At 46.0% G+C, this 20998-nt stretch carries 20 protein-coding genes and 1 pseudogene; 15 read left to right on the top strand and 6 right to left on the bottom strand.

The window, feature by feature from the left end:
- The first annotated feature begins 38 nt into the window (after window positions 1–38).
- From ACLJNW_RS13225 to ACLJNW_RS13195, 7 genes are all read left to right on the top strand, one after another.
- Window positions 39–362, top strand: coding sequence for a DUF1889 family protein (locus tag ACLJNW_RS13225; RefSeq protein ID WP_001573898.1), 324 nt, complete (start codon window positions 39–41; stop codon window positions 360–362).
- 341 nt (window positions 363–703) lie between these two features.
- Entirely contained in the window at window positions 704–1942 is a 1239-nt protein-coding gene (locus tag ACLJNW_RS13220) for an MFS transporter (protein ID WP_077905371.1), read from the top strand.
- A 131-nt stretch (window positions 1943–2073) separates the two neighbouring features.
- Window positions 2074–3495 carry a 3-isopropylmalate dehydratase large subunit gene (gene leuC, locus ACLJNW_RS13215; protein WP_001274854.1) on the top strand — a complete coding sequence of 474 codons (1422 nt, stop codon included), beginning with the start codon at window positions 2074–2076 and terminating at the stop codon, window positions 3493–3495.
- Between the two features lies 1 nt (window position 3496).
- Complete coding sequence (leuD, locus tag ACLJNW_RS13210; protein WP_024154462.1) at window positions 3497–4123, top strand: 3-isopropylmalate dehydratase small subunit; 627 nt, start codon at window positions 3497–3499, stop codon at window positions 4121–4123.
- A gap of 14 nt (window positions 4124–4137) precedes the next feature.
- Window positions 4138–5016, top strand: coding sequence for a fumarylacetoacetate hydrolase family protein (locus tag ACLJNW_RS13205; protein ID WP_000780208.1), 879 nt, complete (start codon window positions 4138–4140; stop codon window positions 5014–5016).
- A complete protein-coding gene (locus ACLJNW_RS13200) occupies window positions 5016–5930 on the top strand; it encodes an alpha/beta fold hydrolase (protein WP_000105593.1) in 915 nt (304 codons plus the stop codon). Before ACLJNW_RS13205 ends, ACLJNW_RS13200 begins: the two co-directional genes overlap by 1 nt.
- 33 nt (window positions 5931–5963) lie before the next feature.
- Window positions 5964–6929 (top strand): LysR family transcriptional regulator, encoded by a 966-nt coding sequence (locus ACLJNW_RS13195; RefSeq protein WP_001525093.1) that lies wholly within the window; start codon window positions 5964–5966, stop codon window positions 6927–6929.
- Here the strand turns inward: ACLJNW_RS13195 and ACLJNW_RS13190 are convergent.
- On the bottom strand, window positions 6874–7146 hold the full coding sequence (locus ACLJNW_RS13190) for a hypothetical protein (protein ID WP_023193128.1): 273 nt from the start codon (window positions 7144–7146) through the stop codon (window positions 6874–6876). The genes ACLJNW_RS13195 and ACLJNW_RS13190 overlap by 56 nt on opposite strands.
- Window positions 7147–7837: 691 nt before the next feature.
- Between ACLJNW_RS13190 and ACLJNW_RS13185 the strand changes: the two genes are divergently transcribed.
- Window positions 7838–8236, top strand: coding sequence for a membrane protein (locus tag ACLJNW_RS13185; RefSeq protein WP_024154463.1), 399 nt, complete (start codon window positions 7838–7840; stop codon window positions 8234–8236).
- Window positions 8237–8282: 46 nt separating this feature from the next.
- Here ACLJNW_RS13185 and stbE read toward each other — a convergent pair whose 3' ends face one another.
- The 5 genes from stbE to ACLJNW_RS13160 all read right to left on the bottom strand — a co-directional run bounded on the left by stbE (window position 8283) and on the right by ACLJNW_RS13160 (window position 14241).
- Window positions 8283–9041: a fimbrial biogenesis chaperone StbE gene (gene stbE / locus ACLJNW_RS13180; protein ID WP_024154464.1), complete on the bottom strand. Its 759-nt coding sequence runs from the start codon at window positions 9039–9041 to the stop codon at window positions 8283–8285.
- The gene (stbD, locus tag ACLJNW_RS13175) at window positions 9007–10332 is read right to left on the bottom strand and encodes a fimbrial usher protein StbD (RefSeq protein ID WP_024154465.1); all 1326 of its coding nucleotides are present in this window, start codon (window positions 10330–10332) and stop codon (window positions 9007–9009) included. Before stbD ends, stbE begins: the two co-directional genes overlap by 35 nt.
- 4 nt (window positions 10333–10336) lie before the next feature.
- On the bottom strand, window positions 10337–12898 hold the full coding sequence (locus tag ACLJNW_RS13170) for a fimbrial outer membrane usher protein (RefSeq protein WP_024154466.1): 2562 nt from the start codon (window positions 12896–12898) through the stop codon (window positions 10337–10339).
- Window positions 12882–13643, bottom strand: coding sequence for a fimbrial biogenesis chaperone StbB (gene stbB, locus ACLJNW_RS13165; RefSeq protein WP_000781495.1), 762 nt, complete (start codon window positions 13641–13643; stop codon window positions 12882–12884). The genes ACLJNW_RS13170 and stbB overlap by 17 nt, the downstream gene beginning before the upstream one ends.
- Window positions 13644–13704: 61 nt before the next feature.
- Complete coding sequence (locus ACLJNW_RS13160) at window positions 13705–14241, bottom strand: fimbrial protein (protein ID WP_000062035.1); 537 nt, start codon at window positions 14239–14241, stop codon at window positions 13705–13707.
- Window positions 14242–14904: 663 nt separating this feature from the next.
- On the opposite strand from ACLJNW_RS13160, the gene ACLJNW_RS13155 reads away from it, so the two are divergent.
- The 7 genes and pseudogenes from ACLJNW_RS13155 (at window position 14905) to ACLJNW_RS13125 (ending at window position 20998) form a co-directional block, all read left to right on the top strand.
- Complete coding sequence (locus ACLJNW_RS13155; protein WP_024154467.1) at window positions 14905–15639, top strand: transcriptional regulator; 735 nt, start codon at window positions 14905–14907, stop codon at window positions 15637–15639.
- Window positions 15612–15912, top strand: a pseudogene (locus ACLJNW_RS13150) (hypothetical protein). Before ACLJNW_RS13155 ends, ACLJNW_RS13150 begins: the two are co-directional and overlap by 28 nt.
- A 499-nt stretch (window positions 15913–16411) precedes the next feature.
- Window positions 16412–17986, top strand: coding sequence for an EAL domain-containing protein (locus ACLJNW_RS13145; RefSeq protein WP_072209478.1), 1575 nt, complete (start codon window positions 16412–16414; stop codon window positions 17984–17986).
- 99 nt (window positions 17987–18085) lie between these two features.
- Window positions 18086–18829 carry a transcriptional regulator gene (locus tag ACLJNW_RS13140; RefSeq protein ID WP_000081368.1) on the top strand — a complete coding sequence of 248 codons (744 nt, stop codon included), beginning with the start codon at window positions 18086–18088 and terminating at the stop codon, window positions 18827–18829.
- Window positions 18802–19290, top strand: a complete 489-nt coding sequence (locus ACLJNW_RS13135) for a hypothetical protein (RefSeq protein WP_000545426.1) — start codon at window positions 18802–18804, stop codon at window positions 19288–19290. Before ACLJNW_RS13140 ends, ACLJNW_RS13135 begins: the two co-directional genes overlap by 28 nt.
- Before the next feature lie 398 nt (window positions 19291–19688).
- Complete coding sequence (locus ACLJNW_RS13130) at window positions 19689–20213, top strand: Ail/Lom family outer membrane beta-barrel protein (protein ID WP_000830239.1); 525 nt, start codon at window positions 19689–19691, stop codon at window positions 20211–20213.
- Between the two features lie 143 nt (window positions 20214–20356).
- A complete protein-coding gene (locus tag ACLJNW_RS13125; RefSeq protein WP_000610820.1) occupies window positions 20357–20998 on the top strand; it encodes a helix-turn-helix transcriptional regulator in 642 nt (213 codons plus the stop codon).

The raw sequence follows: 20998 nt of genomic DNA, 5'->3' as shown, positions 1-20998 counted from the left end.
CGGCGGAGTTGGGTACATAGTATCAAGGTGTCTCTCACGTGGTTAATTTTAAGGATAAGAGCATGCCAACAGCAATTGAAAAAGCCTTGGATTTTATTGGTGGTATGAACACTTCGGCGTCAGTGCCCCATTCAATGGATGAAAGCACCGCTAAGGGAATTCTAAAGTATTTGCATGACTTAGGTGTGCCAGCGAGTCCGGAAGTTGTGATGGCACGGGGTGAGCAGGAGGGATGGAATCCTGAGTTCACGAAAAAAGTGGCCGGATGGGCAGAAAAAGTCGCCTCCGGTAACCGCATCCTTATCAAAAACCCAGAGTATTTTTCGACCTATATGCAGGAGCAGCTCAAAGAACTCGTGTGAGCTGACTATCGAATAAAACGCTAACGGACGTTTCCATCTAAGGATGGCGGCGTCCAGAAGGGGTTGCCAGTGACAATTTTGGACTGCCGATTCATTTCTTTTCGTCAAATTAATGTCTATATATTTATTGAATAAATATATAGTTCATAACTTACTACGTTGCCATTACCGCGTCATTCTTAGATGATCTACATTTCATAAAACACTTGATTCCATTTTGTCTCTATTAAGAAAAATAAAATGTGAACGCTGTCAATTCTGCAAACGTAAAAGATAAATATTGTATACACGGATGTTTGTTGGCAAACAGGCAGATGGCAATCAGGATCTTTTACGGAACATTGTGTATGAAAAATAATATTGAAGAGACAATAGGTAAGTACTTGCCTATTTTAATGATATTACCTCTGGCGGGTTTGGCAGAGTTAGCTTCTTTATATTCAATCCAGGCTTTATTACCAAAGTTAAGTGAGGTTTATAATATCCCATTGAATCAGGTAGGGATGATTTTGTCTGCTGAGGTGGGGTTTCTGGCATTAGCCATGTTATTTAGCGGCACGTTATCTGACCGTTTTGGGCGAAAGCCAATCATTTTTTATTCGTTGCTGGCAGGAGGTATTTTAACTCTATTGTGCGCAACTGCATCATCATGGCCGATGCTGGTGGTATACCGCGCTTTGCTCGGCATTGCAGTAAGTGGTATTACGGCGGCCGTTACAGTCTATATCAGTGAAGAAGTCTCTCCTGCTTTGGCAGGGATTGTTACTGGATATTTTATTTTTGGCAATTCGCTAGGGAGTATGTCTGGTCGTGTGTTTGCAACTTTGATGATGGAGCATGTATCTATAGATATGATTTTCTTTATCTTCGGTGGTGTTCTGATTGCTATGGCACTCGCGGTGAAGTTGTTTCTCCCAACATCCCGACAGTTTGTTCCTACACCTTCACTACAGCTTGGTGCAGTGTTGAAAGGCGGGTTGGAACATTTTAAGAATATCCGCGTATCATTATGTTTTGTCATTGGATTTATTCTTTTCGGCTCTTTTACGTCCATCTTTAATTTTCTGGCGTTTTACCTGCATCGACCGCCTTATGAGCTGAGCTACACCTGGATAGGTTTGATTCCAGTTAGCTTCTCATTAACTTTTTTTCTTGCGCCATATGCTGCCCGTGTCGCGTTGAATATTGGGTCGATGAATGCGCTCAGTATGCTGATCATCTGTATGATGGTCGGTGCATTTCTCACGCTAATCGCCCCTTCTCTGTGGGTTTTCATTTCAGGTATCGTTTTACTGTCAGTCGCATTTTTCTCTGCTCATTCCACCGTATTAGCCTGGGTCAGTTCACGGAGTCCAAACGCAAAAGGACAGGCGACATCGTTTTATCTGCTTTGCTACTACGCTGGCGGTGCAGTAATGGGGTATTTCAACGGGTATCTTTTCTCCTGGCAGGGATGGAATGCTATTGCGGCATCATGTCTGATGATGCTGGGGATAGGATTATTTATCTGCCGGTTTATTTTCGCAAAATATGAGAAACAACCGCAAATCAAAAAACAGTCAGTTCAGGAGAGTTTCTGATTATAGACACGAAGTGTGTTTTTATACTTTCCATAATGGAATCATCATTTTTTCATTAATGTGTCACTATAGCTAAAAGCCTAAATTGTGAATATTTGGCTACCCGGATATTCGTTGCTCCAGGAATATATATGTCTGCTAAAACGCTGTATGAAAAATTAGTTGAGTCACATACCATTCGTGAACTTGATAACGAAGGACATGTTTTACTTTATATTGATCGTTCAATACTGAATGAATATACCAGCCCGCAGGCATTTAGCGGGTTAAGAGAACGCGGCCGCACCGTTCGGCACCCCGACACGTTTTTATTGAATATTGACCATGTTAATCCTACGCGGTCGCAACGGGATGACTTAATGACCGATCCGGGAGGACAGCTACAGGTTGATTACTTTCGGGAAAATGCCGCTGACTTTGGCATCACATTATTTGATGTGCTGGATCCGCGTCAGGGGATTGAACACGTGGTTGCTCATGAACAAGGGCTAGTGATGCCTGGCATGGTGATCGCCGCCGGGGATAGTCACACGACAACCTACGGTGCATTTGGCGCGCTGGGCTTTGGTATCGGGACGTCGGAAATTGAACATCTGCTGGCCACGCAGACGCTGGTTTACCGCAAGCTCAAAACCATGCGCGTAAGTGTTCAGGGAGAGCTACCTTTCGCCTGTTCCGCAAAAGATATTGTTCTTGAATTGCTTGAACGTATTGGCGCTGATGGCGCGACGGGATATGCCATTGAATTTGTGGGTGAGGCCATCAGCGCGTTGAGCGTTGAAGGACGAATGACGCTCTGCAACATGGCGGTAGAAGCGGGGGCGCGTGGTGCCATTATTGCGCCGGATAAAAAGGTTTTTGACTATATCTACGGTAAACCGCAAATGCCTGTAGGTGAACTCTGGCAGCAGGCATTGCTGGAATGGTCACAGTTGAGCAGCGATGCTGATGCGGTATTTGATAAGACGGTGGCGATCAACTGCCATGATCTTGAGCCTAAAGTCACCTGGGGAATCAGTCCGGATCAAACAGGTTCCATCACCGGACGTGTCCCTTTCCCGGAACAGGAAACCAATCCGCTTAAGCGCCTGGCGCTTGAGAAGGCCCTTCATTACATGGGATTAACGGCTGGCATGTTGCTGAAAGATATTCGTATCTCTCACGCTTTTATTGGTTCATGCACAAATGGTCGCATTGAGGATTTGCGTGCCGTTGCGAAGGTGCTTGAAGGGCGCAAAATCGCCAGCCATGTTCGCGGGATCATTGTGCCTGGTTCAACAATGGTAAGACGCCAGGCGGAAGAAGAAGGACTGGCGAAAATCTTTATTGCTGCCGGTTTTGAATGGCGGCAGTCGGGTTGCTCAATGTGCCTTGCGATGAATGAAGATGTATTGTCGCCCGGCGATCGCTGTGCATCAGGTACGAACCGTAACTTCCCTGGACGACAGGGCGCTGGAGCAAGAACGCATTTGATGAGCCCGGCGATGGTTGCGGCGGCGGCGGTAGCGGGGCATCTGGTCGATGTTCGGTCATTACTTCAGGCAGGGGAATAAGATGGATACGTTTAAGCAAATCAGCGGGCGAATTGCGCCGATGCTGGAACCGAATATCGACACTGATGTGATTATGCCAAAACAGTTCCTGAAAGGGATCGATCGCCAGGGGCTGGATAAAGGGGGGTTTTTCGATCGTCGCTTTATGGCTGGCGGCCAACCAAATCCTGATTTTATTCTGAACATGCCGGGCTGGCAGAGCGCGACATTCCTGCTGGTTGGCCCCAATTTTGGCTGTGGATCGAGTCGTGAACACGCCGTATGGGGATTAAAACAACTGGGAGTACGGGGGCTGATAGGTAGCACATTTGCAGGCATTTTCGATGATAACTGCCAACGCAACGGGATCCTCACGGTCTCATTAGATGAACCTGCTTTGGCGCGCCTGGCGCAGCTTGCCGCGAGTGCTGATACCAATTCTATCACTGTTTCACTCGATCGCTGCGAAATTACGACGGCAGAGGAAACGATCTCCTTTGTGATCAGTGAACTCAAACGGGCGATGCTGGCCGCAGGCGAAGATGCGATAGCCTGGACATTGCAATACTTGCCGGAGATTGAAAATTTTGAGGTTGCGCATTATTCACGGCGGCCGTGGTTAAAACGCCCTGCATCCCCGCTCGGTTAAGGAAGAAGACTGCAATGAAACTGGTTCAATATCTTGTGAACGGTGGCAAACGCTACGGCATTATGCAGGAAACCGGAATAATTGATCTCTCGCAGCGGCTTGGCGACAAATATCCCACTTTGAAATCTCTACTGTGCGCTAATGCGCTGACGGATGCGGCGTTATGGTGTGATGAGCCGGCGGATTATTACTACCAGGAAGTCACTTTTCTGCCGGTGATTGACGATCCGCAGAAGATCATCTGTGTCGGAATGAATTACGCCGATAAGCGTATTGAGTTTAATGAAACCAACCCGGCCCCAACCCTTTTTGTCCGCTTTGCGGATTCTCAGACCGGGCATAATGGCCTGCTGCTGAAGCCTGAAAATACCAATGAGTTCGACTACGAAGGTGAATTAGCCGTAGTGATTGGGCGGCCATGCTCCCGGGTCAGCGCTGAGGATGCTTTAGATTATGTCGCCGGATACAGCTGCTATATGGATGGTTCAGTGAGGGACTGGCAGCATAGCTGGTTTACGGCTGGAAAAAACTGGCCTTCGACAGGATCATTCGGTCCGTGTCTGGTGACCACAGACGACATTCCCGATCCCCAGATGCTACGTTTACTGACACGACTAAACGGGCGGGAGGTGCAGAACGAATCTACGGCAAATATGATCCATCCTATCGCTTCACTCATTGCTTATATAAGCACCTTTACTCTGCTTTCCCCTGGCGACACGATCCTCACAGGGTCGCCTGGTGGAGTGGGCAAAAAACGCGTTCCACCGCTGTTTTTACACGATGGTGATGTTATTGAAGTTGAGATTGAACATATTGGAACCCTGCGCAATGTCGTCCGGGATAGCCGTTATTTAACATCATCTGTTAGCTGGCATGACGGGAGAAAGTGATGAGTACACTGATTGAATGCGGTGCCTCTCCGTTTATTCCGGGGTTTGCGCTCAAGGATGTTCGTCTGGAAAATGGTCTGACGGTAAGAGTGGCTATCGGAGGCAGCGGTTCACCTTTGGTACTGCTACATGGGCATCCGCAGAATCATACAACATGGCGGAAAGTCGCACCGACATTGGCGCAAAATCATACAGTCATTTTGCCGGATTTGCGTGGCTATGGCGACAGCGATAAACCAACGAGCGATCCGGCGCACCGTACCTATTCAAAGCGCACCATGGCGCAGGATATCGTCATGTTAATGGACGCGCTCGGCTTTTCCCGTTTTGCCTTCGTAGGGCATGATCGTGGCGGACGCGTAGGACACAGGCTCGCGCTGGATTATCCGGATCGTGTGACCTGTTGTACTTTTATCGACATTGCTCCAACCGCGACGATGTACGCCTTGACCGATAAATCCTTTGCTACGCGTTACTTTTGGTGGTTTTTCCTGATTCAACCTTTCCCGTTACCCGAAACGATGATTGCGCACGATCCGGCATTTTTTCTGCGTAAGCATATTTCTGGCCAGCTAAAAATAGAGGGCGCGACCTCGCAGGAAGCATTCAATGAATACCTGCGCTGTTACCAGAACCCTGAGATGATCCACGCGATCTGTGAGGACTACCGGGCTGCTGCGACGATTGATTTGGACGATGATGCCGCAGATACGTCGGCGCGTATCCGGTGTCCGTTACAGTTGCTGTGGGGAGGGCTGGGAACGGTAGGGCAACTATATAATGTGGTTGGTACCTGGAAAGAAAAGGCGCTAAACGTTCAGGGGGAAGCATTGCCTTGCGGACACTCCCCGCAGGAAGAGTGTCCTGAGTACTTTATCCAGAAACTTCAGTCCTTTTTACATTCAGTGTTATAACTCGGTCATCCTTTGCAACTTCGCACTGATGCTATGAAAACGACACCTGTAGGAAAAAAACATCGCCAGCCCCTTGAGGGCTGGCCTTCCGTTGAAGATCTTTTCGTTTTTGTCACCGTTGCTCGCAACGGTGGATTTGCCCGGGCAGCGCTGGAGCTGGGGTTATCTCCCTCCTATATCAGCAAACGTATCGCTATCCTTGAAAAATGTCTCAACGCCCGGCTTTTTTTTCGAAATAACAGAGTGATGCGTCTCACACCGGAAGGCGAAAATGCGCTGGGTGGGGCTATGCAGGTCGTCAGTGAAATGGATGGTTTTGTAAGTCGTTTGGATAATCAACGTGGTGTGTTGGCTGGTAATATCACCATCAACTGCTCATTTGGTTTTGGGCATAAATATGTCGCAGAGGCGCTGTCGTCATTTATGATCACCTATCCTGATATTACGGTAAAACTCACGCTAACAGATCGTGAAGTGGATCTGGTGGAAGAGGGGATCGATATTGAAATTCGCGTTGGGGATGATATCAACGAATTGTATATCGCACGGCAGTTAGCCACTAATCGACGGATCCTGTGTGCTTCCCCTGAATACCTCGAACGCCACGGCAAGCCAGAGTCTGTTAGTGCGCTTGTGCAGCACGATTGCCTAATGATTCAGGAAAAAAACTCGGCATTTGGCAATTGGATATTAACGGACGGTAAGCAGCAGACACATTGCCGACTAAACGGTTTTCATTCTTCCAACAGCGGCAGTGTGGTGCTTATTTGGGCCCTGAAAGGCCATGGCATTACATTGCGGTCGGAATGGGATGTTGCGCAGTATATTGAACGAGGTGAGCTGGTTCGCGTGTTGCCTCAGTGGTATCAGGAAGCGAATATCTGGGCTGTATATACCCGGCGTTCATCAAGTTCTGATCGTATCAAAATCTGCATCGATTTCCTCACGGAGCATCTTGCACAATGCTTGCCAGGCGGTAAAGCACCGGGCGTACTGTGATCAGTCGGTGCCAACTGTCGTGGCGCCAGATGCTCTGACTTACGTTTACTGTTAGGTGTTCTTTTTGCCAGCACCCAGTAGCTTTTAGGGCGTTGCGTTGGTGGCGCGGTTTTGTTTCCGCTATCGTGGCGAAGTTATCTTTTATCCCACCACGCGGCCCAACCTCCACATAGATACCTCCATTATTACCGGATTTCTCACCTGGTTTTAACGTCATATTTTATCTCCTGATTTTTGGGTGACGATTATCGGAGGTTGAGAATTCTATTGGTATCGGCTGGATGGCATTGTAAGTATCACACACTCACTCCATAACAATCAGATTGATTGAGCGACTACTTTAGCTCAATAGATATGTGTTCATCTTAAGCGTATTATCGCAGGTTGGCAATTAAAATCCTTTTAAAAAACAATACCATCCATCAATTCAATATGCTGATTTTTCGAGGTTTTCTCAAATTTAGTTATGCTTATGTAATGCTACCTAACTGACTAAAAGTAATGCTCTTTTCACACAAAAGCCTTAACAGAGGAAACGCAATATTACGTGACTTAATGCCTCTGCTCATTCTCATTAGTTATACCAATGTAATGTTTTCTCACAGCAAAAGAGAAGTAGCTACCTGTGCAGCATTATAGGCGGAAAATCCATTGGGGGTATTACCAAAGATGAAATAGAAAATTAATATTATTAATTAAATGAATATGAAATAGGTATTGTTCCTGTTATCGTTACAACCTTTTCTGTCATAACAATCTTCTCATTTTCTTTCTCGCATACTTGCTGAGCATGGTATAAATGTCTATGAGGACGTCAGCTCGGAAAGCATTCGTTCTGCATGGTATGCCTTTCGCTATTCTCAGGGGCGTGAAATGAAAGTTTTCTTTGATGGAGTCTATATAAGTATATGAAATTGATAGTAATCCTCCTTCTCGCGCTATTCCCGTTATGTTCATCTGCCAGCAATCATTATGCCCTTGTTTTTGAAAATAACACGATACTGCTTGTTTTAAATCTTAAATGTTCTCCCTGTGATTTAAACTGCGCAAATATTCAATATCAGCTTTTCAATAAAGAGACGGAATCTGTTATTTCAGGGGTTGCTAAGCCTGTGACAACGGGCATCGAAAATAATTTTCGTGGTTATATGATGCGTAATAATAATACGTTCTACACATTAATTGAGTCAGATAATGAAAACGTATGGGATATGTCTGTTGAGGAGAAGGGAACTCAACAGAACAAAGATGCCGTGCAAAAAGTAAAATATCAGCTTAATACTATTTTTGACAATGGTACATGCTGAGTCTGACTTGTCTCAGGGATACGATCGCATCCCTGAATATTTCCCATCAAAACTCAGGAGTAAAATCACTCTCACTAATATATTTTTCCAGTATGGCGGTATATTGTCGCCAGTTCCCGGAGTCATTGATTACTGCATAATTTATCGATGCTCCCGGCGTTGGCGAGCGTGTTAGCGGCACATCACGTGCTGTTTTCGGCGCAACCATGATATCGCCGATACTTTTCTTGTCATCCGTCGTTAGTGTTAAACTCATATACCACGAGGTGGGGTTAACTATCCGTATAGTATTCTCTTTAGCAATAAAGCGTAATTTTTTCTCCTCCGCTTCCGTTGGCGCTTTTAATCCGGTCGGGCGAATTAAAATTTTTAGCCGCAAACGAAGCGGTAATACCAGTTTTCGCGGGTGGTTTTTAATGTCCTGGGTGACTGGCGGTATCTGATAAATGTTTAGCCAGAAGAGACTCTCCCGGTCCGTTGCCAGCTGCTGGCGGGAACTCAGGAGCAGGCGAAGCGTTCTCAGTTCTCCTGGCTGCATTTTAAATACCGGCGGCAGCGCCACCAGCGGCGTTTTGCTATTATCCGGAGAGGCGTCAATGTTTCCGGCGTCGGTCCATACCTGTAACAGCATCGGCGTTGTATTATCGTTGGATAATGTCAACGATTGAGCGACCTCATCTGAAGCAAAAATAATTCGGGTTCTGTCAATATTAACGGCGGCTTGTGCCGGGCCATACCATCCCGTCAACCCAAGTAGCGTTAATATGACTTTACTGAAAACTAACCACTGCCTGTAATTGCGCATTCACGCTTCCTGCCGTTACTGTTTGTCCGCCGATCGCCTCAAGCGAGGCAGTAAAATCACCGCTGTAGGTTTCTACTGAACCGGATGATACCCGTGTGGTTAAATCTTTATAGCCATACCAGCCTCGGGCGTTGCCAGTGCCTGTCTTAATCCGATCGGGTAACAGGTTAATTGGCGTACCGGCATCGTTATAGATGCGGATACCCACTCCGGAAGCTACGCCAGGTTCGCCATAATGGGTGTCCAGTAGCCACGACAGACCGCCTGCGGATGTGGTTAGCCCCAGGCGACGCGCCGCCGCCACGGCGGTGGGTTGATTAACGACAAACCCCATTGCGACATTAGCGGCGCTGGTGGACGGGAGGGCACTGGACACTGCGCCGGACTCACATTCCAGGCTGACGTGGAAAGGCGCCTGGCTATTGCCTCCGGCGGCTAATATGCCAACGGCGACAGGGGGAATTTTCACGATCGCAGGATAATCTTTGATTTTACATAACGCGCCGCGAACATAGGTGACGCTATTATATGTACTCCATGCCCCGGGCCAATAGCTGGGCCAGCCATAATAATCGCTGGCATGATCCAGTCCCGCTTTGATCCGCTCGGTAATCAAGCCTAGGCCTTTAAACGCGATATAACCCCGAGGCTGCGTCCAGGTATCTCGGTCCATTGGATTCTGGTAGGCAAAATATTTTCTTGAGTCAATTTTAAACATCTCATATAACACGTTGCTAAACGCGCTGGCAGGAATATAAATATATTTGTCATCCTGAAACCAACTGTCTGCGGTAAGTTGGCGTTCTTTCCAGAAGCGGCTGTAATATTCGCCGGTACTGAGGTTTGTCATACGGACAGCAACATTACGCTCCACATCATAATAAGCGCCTTCTACTTCGGGAGTAAAAAATGCCCCCGCAAAAGCGCTATCGCCATTTGTCGAATACATCTCATAGAGCTTCCCGGCATCGGCGGTATCGCAGCGGTAAAGTACCTGTTTACTGGAATAGGGCGTTTCGGTGGCGGCCGTCAGGAAGTTACCGATCCCACTGGCCAATAGTGTGCCGGAGGGTTGAAATGTTTCACTATTACTGATGCTAATCACCGTTGGCAAACCGATATTACCGGTATTCGTGTCAGTTGCGCCGATCCAGTTTTGCGCCGTGTAGCCCGCTTTTATCGCCGCGTCAGAGAGCGCGCTCTTATCGGTGACTTTGATACATGACGACCATGTTCCGGCGCTGACGAACAGGCTGGTGATAAACAATAGCGTTCGGAAACTAAAAAGCATTGTGCTATTCCTTCTCGCAGATTTTGTTCAGATAGAGAAACGGTTCTTTGGTGTGAAGATCGAGTTGGTAGGCAACCCGGCAACGCTGGTTTGCCCCTGTTCCCCAGCGCACCAGTAGAGAACCCGACGGATGGGCGATACGGGCATAAATCTGCCCACTCTGGCCGACCATGCCGATGTTTGTGCCTTCACCGTTGAAAACATCAGCGCCCATTGGCGGTATGCCGCCATCCGGCATCTTCACGGAGATCAGCACTGCTTTGCCGCTGATAGTGGCGAAATTGACACGCGCGATGGCGCCGGCATAGGGCACAATCTGCTGACTTCCTCCCGTCAGTTCGGCATCGCTGCGCATCTTACGGGTATCGAGCGTAACGTTATTGACGCGGTAAGGAGATAACGAAGGCAGAATGGCGTAACCAAAGCGATCAACCACAGCGCCCTGGCCATTTTGTACGATCGCGCCCTGCGCGCCATCGGCATGAATAAGCGCAAAGGTATCGCTGGTATAGGGGCCAGCCGTCAGACCGCCAGGGTGAAGTACCAGGGTGCCGGACGCGCCCAGCCCTTCCTGACGATAGTTATCACCCTGGTCATAGTTGGCGCGAAGTGCGCCAAACCGGGTGTTTTGTTGTAGATTACCGCCAAACGTCGTTGGCGCGCTGCTATCGCTATTACTATTGCGATAACGCTCGTAGCCGCCATAAACCGACCATGACAGGTCGCTGTTTTCACCGCTACTGCCGGTCATGGATACGGTTGAGGAACGGCTTTGACTGGACTGGTTATAATTCATGGCGACAGACGTTCTGTTTTCGCCCCAATCCAGCGGTATAGAGACATTAAACGACATTGTGGTTTCGGTATATTTTTGTCGGCTACTCACGTCCAGTGGTTCGTTGACGCCGTGATAAAAGCGATCGTAATGCCAGGTGGTGCGCTGTCGTGCGATATTCACCCCGTAGCTTATATTCCGCCACTGGTTGCTATACCCCATTTGTAGCTGTGTTATACGCGATTGGTTATTGTAGTAGTCTGCGGTGCTGGCGCTGAGGTTAAGCGTGCCAAGCCGTCCTAACGGCTGGCTTACCGTCGCGGACAGGCGATTGCGCTGATGCAGCGTGTCGGAGTAGTAATCAATCCCCGTTTTTGCTTCCCGGCGTACGCCGAGCACGTCCTGAAGATCGCGAAAGCCGTTGGTTGAATAACGATAAGCCGCCAGTACCAGGTTAGTGCCGGTGGTAAACGTTTTGCTGTAACTGAGTTCCGCGCGCCAGCCTTGCTGGCGATCGTTATGCTCTGCGCGCGCGTTCGACCAGGTGGCGTTAAGGCCGAACGCGCCCATACCGGTGGCCCAGACGCCGCCCGCCAGCCATGCCTGGTAACGCTGCGCAATTCGTGAACCGAGGTTGAGGGTAATGGTGTTATTAACGCCGTGCTGGAACGTTCCCTCAAAGAAACGATTTTCAATATCGTAGTACTGACGAACCCTGCCGAAGGCCAGCGAATAGTGCCAGTTACCGGGGCGAACCGAATCCGGCACGGAAGAATAAGGCACGGTGAAACGTGAGGTTTTACCGCTGGCCTCGATAACCTCTACCTCCAGATCGCCTTGATAACGGGTATTGTACAGATCGTCAATATAAAATGGGCCCGGCGGAACGTTGGTTTCATAAATCACTTTCCCCAGTTGTTTTACTACCACGTGCGCGCTACTGGCCGCTACGCCCCGAACTTCCGGCGCATAACCGCGTTTGCCCTGCGGGCGCATCCGCTCGTCGGTGACTAGTTTAGCTCCGTTAAAAGACAGACTGCCGAATAAGCTGGAGTCCGTATAGCTATCGCCCAGCGACAGAATACTGTTAATAGACGCGACAGGTCTTTGCACCCAGGTTCGAACGCTATTATAGCGCCAGGCGCTTCCGCTCTGGTTGCTATTGGCATAGCGCAGATTACTTTGATGACGGACCTGCCAAAGTCCGAGGTTAACGCCCATGTTTAAACCGCTCCATAAGTATTGGTAGCGATAATGGCTGTCGGTATTTTCGGTGTGGGTCCAGTTTGTGTTATGGCGTAAAAACAGCGCCAGCGCGCCGCTATCCCACTCTGAAGGGGAGATATAACCGCGCGGTTTGTGCGTAAGTTCGGTCATTGGAATCGTCAGCAACAGGCGAAGCGTGGCGCTATCAAATTGCCAGCCGGCATGAGGTACCCACTCCCTGAGCGGGCGGCACTCGGTCGCAGCGTCGGTCGCGGGGAGTGATTTTATCTGTGCCGCTTTCATCACCGATAAGGGCAGGCAGGGTTCAGTCTGTTGACCCTCTTTTGCAGCGTTAAATCGAATATTAGTGCTCGCTGTTACCAGCGTGCCATTAACGTAAACGTCGGCAAGATAGTCTCCGGAAGGCGTTTGCTGTTCATTAAAACGGGCAATATTTTGTCCGTAAGTGGCCCCCTGAAGTAGCGCAGGATCAAAATAATACTCTTCACCTTGCGCGGAGCCTGAGCAAACTATGGCGATCAATAGCGCAAGGCTTTTGCGGTTCAAATTAATGGTGGGGGACATCGTAGCTCTCGCTTATCCTTGCGCCCAGGTCGTTAACCAAAGTAACGGTGACTGTACCGGAGAAGGATTTGAGTGACCGTTTGCCCGGCAGCCACCAGGTTTGACTGGAGAAAGGGGCAATCATGTCAGCATCCAGGTTATACGAAGCGCCGTTCACTTTTACATTCAGGTTACTTAAAGAGGCAAACCAGGGCTGCGGATTAACAATAACAATACCGCTTTTTCCGGAACCCTTATTTACCGTTTTAATCTGTAATTTTTTCGCCAGACTATCAGGTTTACCTAGCCCGTCAGGACGATAGAAAAGTTTTATTCTTGAGCGCAGCATCACCAACATTTTATTTTGCCCACTGTCGCTGCCAATATTCGTTGGTGGTACCTGTAATACGTTAAACCAGAATACTGACTCACGATCCTGCGGCAATTTTTTCGTGTTGTTATAAATTACACGTACCACCTGGCCTGCTTTGGGTTGAATACGAAATACCGGCGGCGTGGCAATAAAAGGCATCGCGCTGCTATTTTCCGGGCTGGTATTCATATCGCCATCATCAAACCAGGTTTGTACGATATAAGGTATTGCATCATTATTTTTTAACTGCACATCTACGGAGGAGGCTGTTGATGGGTAAATTATTCGGCTACCCAAAATAGTAACGCTCGCCCACGATGCTGTGGCGGGTAGGGCCAGCAATAGAAAAACTATTAAGTAATATAATGCGGAATGTCGGGTATCCATTTTCATCTCAACAACTCCCTGGCGATTGAAAATGGTCTGGCGTTTCAACGCCAGACCGTAGCGACAATTATTTATACGAAACGGCGTATTGAAGGGTGGCAGCGACTGTCCCAGCCTCTGCTTTCCCGGTAGAGTAATACCGCGCGGTATAAGTCGCGCTCGCTTCAGAAGCATTTGGTTCCAGTTGTAGGTCGCCGTCGCCAGTAAAGCCGCCGGTCAGATTGATTGGCTCCCCTGAAGTGTCGAGTAATTGGACTTCAACATTTTTCGCGCTGCCAGTATTACCCAGGTTACCGTTACTGGTGACCTGATTACCGACAAAGACAGTGGAAATTTTTGTTGTTTTGTCCTGAGAGCCGGTACACCCGGACAGCCCAATATCAAACGTTATTGGCCCCGCGGTTTTCCCTTGTTCTGATAAATCTTTAGTACTTACTGTTGGTAATAACACGACGGGTTTAGCCTGATTACCATTAATCACGACAGAGCATGTTTCATCAGAGACTTCCCCTTGAAAGGTGATGGTGTTATCAGAAACAGCCATCGCGCTGCTGGAGACAAGAAGCGAGCCTGTGATCATTGCTAAATACTTTTTCATAGACATATGATAATGTTCCTGTATTAATCTTTACTTTTTCAGGACGAGTGCAATTCGCCCGAATGTTTCGTGCTTATGGAGGAGTGGTAAAAATAACGATCATTAACTCTATTTTTGGATGTGAGCTATACCCTCCTGACTATTGATAATGCGATATAAAACAAACAGACTTATTTCTCTTATCATGAAATAGAGCGATAAGCGCTTTCGTCCATACATCTCATTAGTACAACTGATAGTGTTATCATTTGAGTGAGTGTAATCCGATAACAATTCTCTCCGCGTCTGAATAGATAGACTATGTTGCAATACAAACCTGCACATTTTTGCTATGTAAAATCCGCATCAGTTAAACCTCCCGATGGATAATACGATGGTGAGATTAAGGTAAATTTTCTGAAATGTGCTTCTGAAACAGTATAATTAGTCTTACTTTTTTCTTACTTTTGGCCTTTCAGAAGTTTCCTGAGTTTGCGTTAAGGTAAAGAAAAGTGTTCAGATTTACCTATAACTGTTTGATTTGTAATGTGCAGGTAATACTTGTGTCAATTATTGTTTACTATAAGTGAGACTTATAAGTTAAACTCAGGTTAATTAGGGGGCTGAATTCTTTTTTGAGCATGATAATATGTCGTCTGAATGATGGATGCAGTTACCTTTAGGATTGTCATGAATGAAAGCATATTTTTACTTGATAAGCGTGTTGTATTTGATAGTACGAAGATGACCTTATCGCATGGTAATGAGATAATCAGAGTATCAGAAGCTGAGACCCATCTGCTTCTTGCTTTTTGGCATGGTCTTTACAAAAAAGAAGATATTATTCATTTTGTTTGGGAAAATCGTGGAGGCTGCGTCTCAGAATCAAGTTACTATAAACTCATTAATCAAATGAGAAATGATTTTAGTAGCATTGGTCTACAGTCATCTGACATCGTAACTCGCCCTCGGGTGGGGGTATCGCTGTCTGTTACCATTGAACCTATAAAAAAAATCACCTCCCTAAAGGTGAGTGATGAAAACGTTAAAGGCACCACGACTCGGGAGAACATATTTTACAAAATTAAACGTCACAGCGTATTTGTGGTATTAACAGGAGCCATTCTTCTGGCATTGCTCTATGGTGTATTTACTATATATAAAGCGCCTGTTCGTAACAGCCCTGATAGTTTTTTTACATATCTTGGCGAATATAACGATTATGCAATCTATAAAACAAAAGAGGATAAGGTCACATTAAGTGAAGTAGTTTTTTCTTTTAACTCTCTAAAAATTAAAATTTACCGGCAAAATGGACGCCATCTTTATTATATCAGGGAGCCTAATATGAATATTTTTCTGCAATGCTTAAATCCTGTTGAAATGGCGGTGCCAAAATGTATTACAGTAAAAGAACGTTACTGATTATATTTGTAATATTTATCGCCATTGTCGCAATCGGATCGATAATAGCGCTTGAGTGGGTAAATCGTGACTCTTATAGAACCAATAATCTTATATGCACGACAAAATCAGAAGCGTATATTGCGCCACGAAAATTGTACATGGATGGTGGACTTGTGCTGGATCTTAAATCCGGCAGGATTACCCTACACTACGATGTTACTACCGATACGAAAGAGAAACGGCTTTTTTTTCGTGATATCTGCATCAGCAAACTGCGCAGAACGGGTATGAAAACATTTACTTTTAAAGTCAATTCAGTTAAGACTTTTGAGTCTGATACTGCTGGCGATTTGTTTTCCTGGTTGAGACTGTTACAGCCTGGTACGATTAATGAGTTAAAGATGGTCAAAATTGGGAAAAATACCTACATGTTTTCGCTTAATCGACATTTGTATAATGTGTGTACCACCAGTAGTAACGTTGAGTTGTAGCCAATAATCCCTGTATTGATGGGAATTCGTTCCGTGATTTATGCCTCATCAGGCAGCGAACCTGGCATCTGGCTAACATATTGAATTTAGATATCTGCTATCGCTTATTCTAACGATAGTATCCTGCACCTGTTGGGTATTGATATTTTCTTGTCTATTTTCGGCACAGGGAGTGCCATCTTGCTATCATTAAGAACGTATAATCTATCTCTCAATATTGCTTTTCTATATTAATGTTACTTTAGTTAACCTATAAAAGCGTACAGTGGCAAAAGGAAGGCCGGTAAGAGGGCAATGATTTGAAAGTAAGACAGCTATTTCTGATGTTGTTTATTGCCGTTCCACTGATCGTAATGATATTGGTGGGGTTACTCGCGGGTATCTTCCAGCTAAAACGAGATATCGCCGTCAGCGCCAATACGCTGCTGCGGTTTAGCGCGGATATATCCGCCGCCTCCTGGCAAGTCGCCGGAAAAGCCGCCAGACTGGCTGAGAGTTCTTGCACTGACACGCTGAAAGAACTGTCCAGAACGCGGGCCTTCACTCCTTATGTCCGTGACATTGGGTTTCTGGAAAATGGCGATATCACTTGCTCCTTTGTCACAGGAACCGAACGCTATCATTTTTCCCGGCTGGCAGGGCTTTCTTTACCTGCTTCTTATCCGGAACGGTGGTTGCGATCTATCGGTAGTATGGCCGAAGGACCCGATCGCCTTGTTGTGGTGTATGTGAAAAAAGTAGCAGCGGATAAAGCGGCTTTCGTCATTGTGGATTCGCAGTATGTCCAGGAGCTCATGGAGATATTGGCTGCAGAGAGAGCATCAGCCTTTAGCCTGACATTCGGCGCAGGAGAGGCGATTACCAGCGCTGCGACGTTGCGCGGTAAGGCGTTTTTAACGCAGCGGTTCACCTCAACCGATCACACTCTCCAGCTGATGGTGCGAACCCCTTTCTCAACGTTATCGGCATACTGGTTACAAAACCTTTTTATTTTTGTTCCGCTGTCATTGTGTCTTTCTGTAGGGATGATGTTGTTCTACAGGCGCTGGTATTTAAAACGTTTATCTCTGGCCCGGGAGATTGCCAGGGGAATAACGCACAATGAGTTTACGGTACATTATCAGCCTGTTTTTAATGTTAAACACGGTAGTTGCGGCGGCGTGGAGGCGCTAATGCGCTGGCCGCAACCGGATGGCCGTTTTATAACCCCGGATATTTTTATTACCGCCGCAGAAAATGAAGGCATGATTATTCCACTCTCTCGTCATCTGTTCGAACTGATTGCTCATGACGTAATAAACTGGACTGTACCGGATGATTTCTATATCAGCGTAAATATATCGCCTGCGCATCTTATGGATGACGGTTTTATACAAGATATAGAGGCGCTCAGGACTCGTTTGGGAACGATAACGCTTATGTTGGAGCTCACCGAACGTAGCCTGATTGTAGAACCTTCACAGGTCGCAGAAAAACTTTCAACGCTCCGTGAAAAAGGCGTGTTAATAGCGATTGATGATTTTGGGACCGGCTATTGCTCACTCTCCTATCTCCAGCAATTACCTGTAGACTCTCTTAAAATAGACAGAACGTTTATCGATACCATTGATACCAGCAGCGATGATGTTCCTGTCCTGGATACTATCATTACGCTGAGTCAGCGACTGGGGCTCAATGTGGTTGCCGAAGGGGTCAGTACCCAGCACCAATTGCGTTACATCTTAAGCCACGGGGTAGGATTCGTTCAGGGATTTCTTTATGCCAGGCCGATGGGGGCTAATGACTTTATGAGCTGGCTTGGCAAGTCGGCCCAGAGGCAAAATGGTTTGCTCAAGGGGGAAAACGAATCTGCGAGTGGCCTGGTGGCTGAATAATACAGGAGCTCGCTACGGAAAAAAATTCAATAGCGCGATATATCCTGGTAATATGTTTATGCCGTGAAGAAACGTGATAGCACTGGGGCGGATATTTTTATGAGTCAGAACAATTATCTGATTGACAAAAGAGTTATTCTTGATTGTGAACGAATGACGCTTTCCTGCGCCGGAGAGTCGATAACGATATCTGAATCGGAACGCAGTTTGCTTATCGCTTTTCATGAAGGCCTTTTTAAAAAAGATGATTTAATTAACTATGTCTGGGGGCGCAAAGGTGTCGTGGTCTCTGATGCCAGTTATTATAAATTGATTAACCAGCTACGAGGGTCATTTGATAAAATTGGTCTTAAGGGGGCGTCTGTTGTGACTCGCCCTCGCGTGGGTGTTTTACTCTCAGTTTCCATTGAACCGTTGAGTGATGAGGCGCAAAATACGCCGTTGCCTGCTGTTGCTGAAACAGAAGTATCGACGGTTGAAGTGCGGCACGATGACACTATTATTACCCCAATACCGGGCGCTGTGAATAAAAAAGATTGGCTCTACTTTTGCCTGGCCGCGCTTCTGATGTTTTTTATGATGTATAAAGTTAAGGGTGAAAATATTGATTACTTTACCCTCCAGGGTTCGTATGATGGATACACTTTTTATAGTGTCGGGCATGATAAAACCCATCTGACGGATATCGTTGAAGCGTACTCTGAGATGAGTAATGAAATACATAAACAAAACGGAAAAATCATTTATTACATTCGCGTTCCTAATACAAATATTTTTGTCCAGTGTCTTAACCAACTTGATATAGCGGAGCCGAAATGCATTTCCATAAAAGAACGTTATTAAGCGTGGCGACGCTTGGTATGTTGGCTGTTTCAGTCGTACTGATGGTAGTTTGGGTACGAAACAGTAGCCATAGTTCTATTAATACTAATGAATTTTTATGTACGACAAGAACGGTAACGACGATACAACCTAAAGATATCCATGCCGATGGCAGTCTTGTTCTTGATTTTAAGATGAAGAGAATTACGCTTCAATATGAAATAAAAACAAAAGATAACGGTGTAAAAATATTATACCGGGACGTATATATGAAAAATTTACATCGAACAGCGCCTGGTGTTTATACGTTCGAAGTATCCCAGGTAAAAGTCTTTGCCACGGACACGGCTGGCGATCTGTTATCATATTTACGGGTTCTGCATCCGGAAGCGGCTAATGAGATTCGAATATCTAAAGTGGGTGAGAAAACCTTTTTTTATTCTCTTAATCGGCAGCTTTATAACGTTTGTACCGCGCAGTAGATCTGAATGTTGTCTGAATGCGTCAGAAAGCGAGTTGCGAAATTGCCCTCCGCAAGGGTAAAGGTTAACTCAATAATCAATAAAATACATGAAAAACAATTGTTTATGAGTTTTGACTCTTCAAGGAGGTGACTGATACTCGCTGATAACCTCTCGCTGTCCGCCTGACGGATGCGATGCCAGGATCGGGTCTGAAGCAACTATGAATCCGCCATTAATAAAAAGTAAGAACTCTGTAAGACTGATTTCATATCCATTATCGAATATATCAGGTTATATTACCTCCGCAGTTGGCATGACTGGTAATAAGCGCATTAGGTGCTCTTAATCTAAATGCTATTTGTGTGCCATAAGTTCCGGTACCGCCTTAATTATATATCAAAAATGGAGTGGTTTTAATGAAAAGACGGTCTTCGTTCCTTGTTTTTTTAGGTTTATTATTAGCGTCACCTTTAGCTTTGGCTAACGATCAGCACACCGTATCGTTTGGTTATGCACAAACTCATCTCAGTTCATTGAAAAATAGCGATAGCAAAGATCTGCGAGGCTTTAATTTTAAATATCGTTACGAGTTTAATGAGACCTGGGGGATGTTAGGCTCATTCACCGCGACGCGCAATGAAATGGAGAATTACACCTGGAAAGAGGGGAAATTGCATAAAAATGGTTCCGATTCTGTGGACTATGGTTCTTTGATGTTTGGACCAACATATCGTTTTAATGACTATGTGAGCCTGTACGGCAATGCGGGTATAGCGACGATGAAATTTAATAAACACTCAAAAGAAGAGTCCTTTGCCTACGGCGCTGGCGTAATATTTAATCCAGTTAAGAGTATATCTATCGATGCATCATGGGAAGCCAGTCGTTTCTTCGCTGTGGATACCAATACATTTGGTGTCAGCGTAGGTTATCGCTTCTGACATTAAAAGTATAAGCGTTACGTTTATGGCAAGGAATTAAAAATAATATGGCGCTGCTACAGAATAGGGATGGTTATGAGCGCTCAGGTAATCTTAAGAGGAAGATAAAACACTCACCGTAGCGTTATTCTATTGATGAAATTATGATAAATTCACTATCGGAACAACTTCCGTTAAAAACGATAGGTATAGTTTTAACGGATGATTATTATACTTATTTAGGCATCGCTTCACTCTTTGAGGATGGGAAGTGCTTTATGTTCCCACTCAATGGAGAATATAATTCGTGTCAGATATCAGCTAGCGAAGATATCATAATTATTATTGATGGACGAGTTTTGATTCAGGGGGTCTGGAAAGGTTTTAAGGCGCTCATGCAGCATTATCCACATGCTCGTCGAATCTGGCTCACGCGCAGAGATATTGGAAAACTTTATCCACATGGCTGCGATAGAGATCCTGATATCGATCCCGATTTGGCAAAGCCTGTTTTTATTGAGCATTTCATTAAATACGCTTGTGCAAACGATGTAGCGGTCGGTGAAATTGCGCCGTTGACAAAAAAGGAGGAGGAGTTGTTATGGCACTTTTTATATAAAAAGTCGATGAGTCAGATCGCCAGTAGCTATGGCATGAGTCGTAAGACTTTGTACATTCATAGATTGCGTATCTGTCGTAAATATGGCTTCAAGCGCTTTTTCCATTTGCTATTTATTTACCAAAGAAGTCGCCATATCTTCGCATCTAAAATTTGCCGTGTAGACAAAAACGCCGATCAGGCTTGA

The organism is Salmonella sp. SAL4457 (genome assembly GCF_046548235.1).
Lineage (GTDB): Bacteria > Pseudomonadota > Gammaproteobacteria > Enterobacterales > Enterobacteriaceae > Salmonella > Salmonella enterica.
The sequence above is the reverse complement of the archived record's forward strand: the minus strand, read 5'-3'. Positions and strand labels throughout refer to the sequence as shown.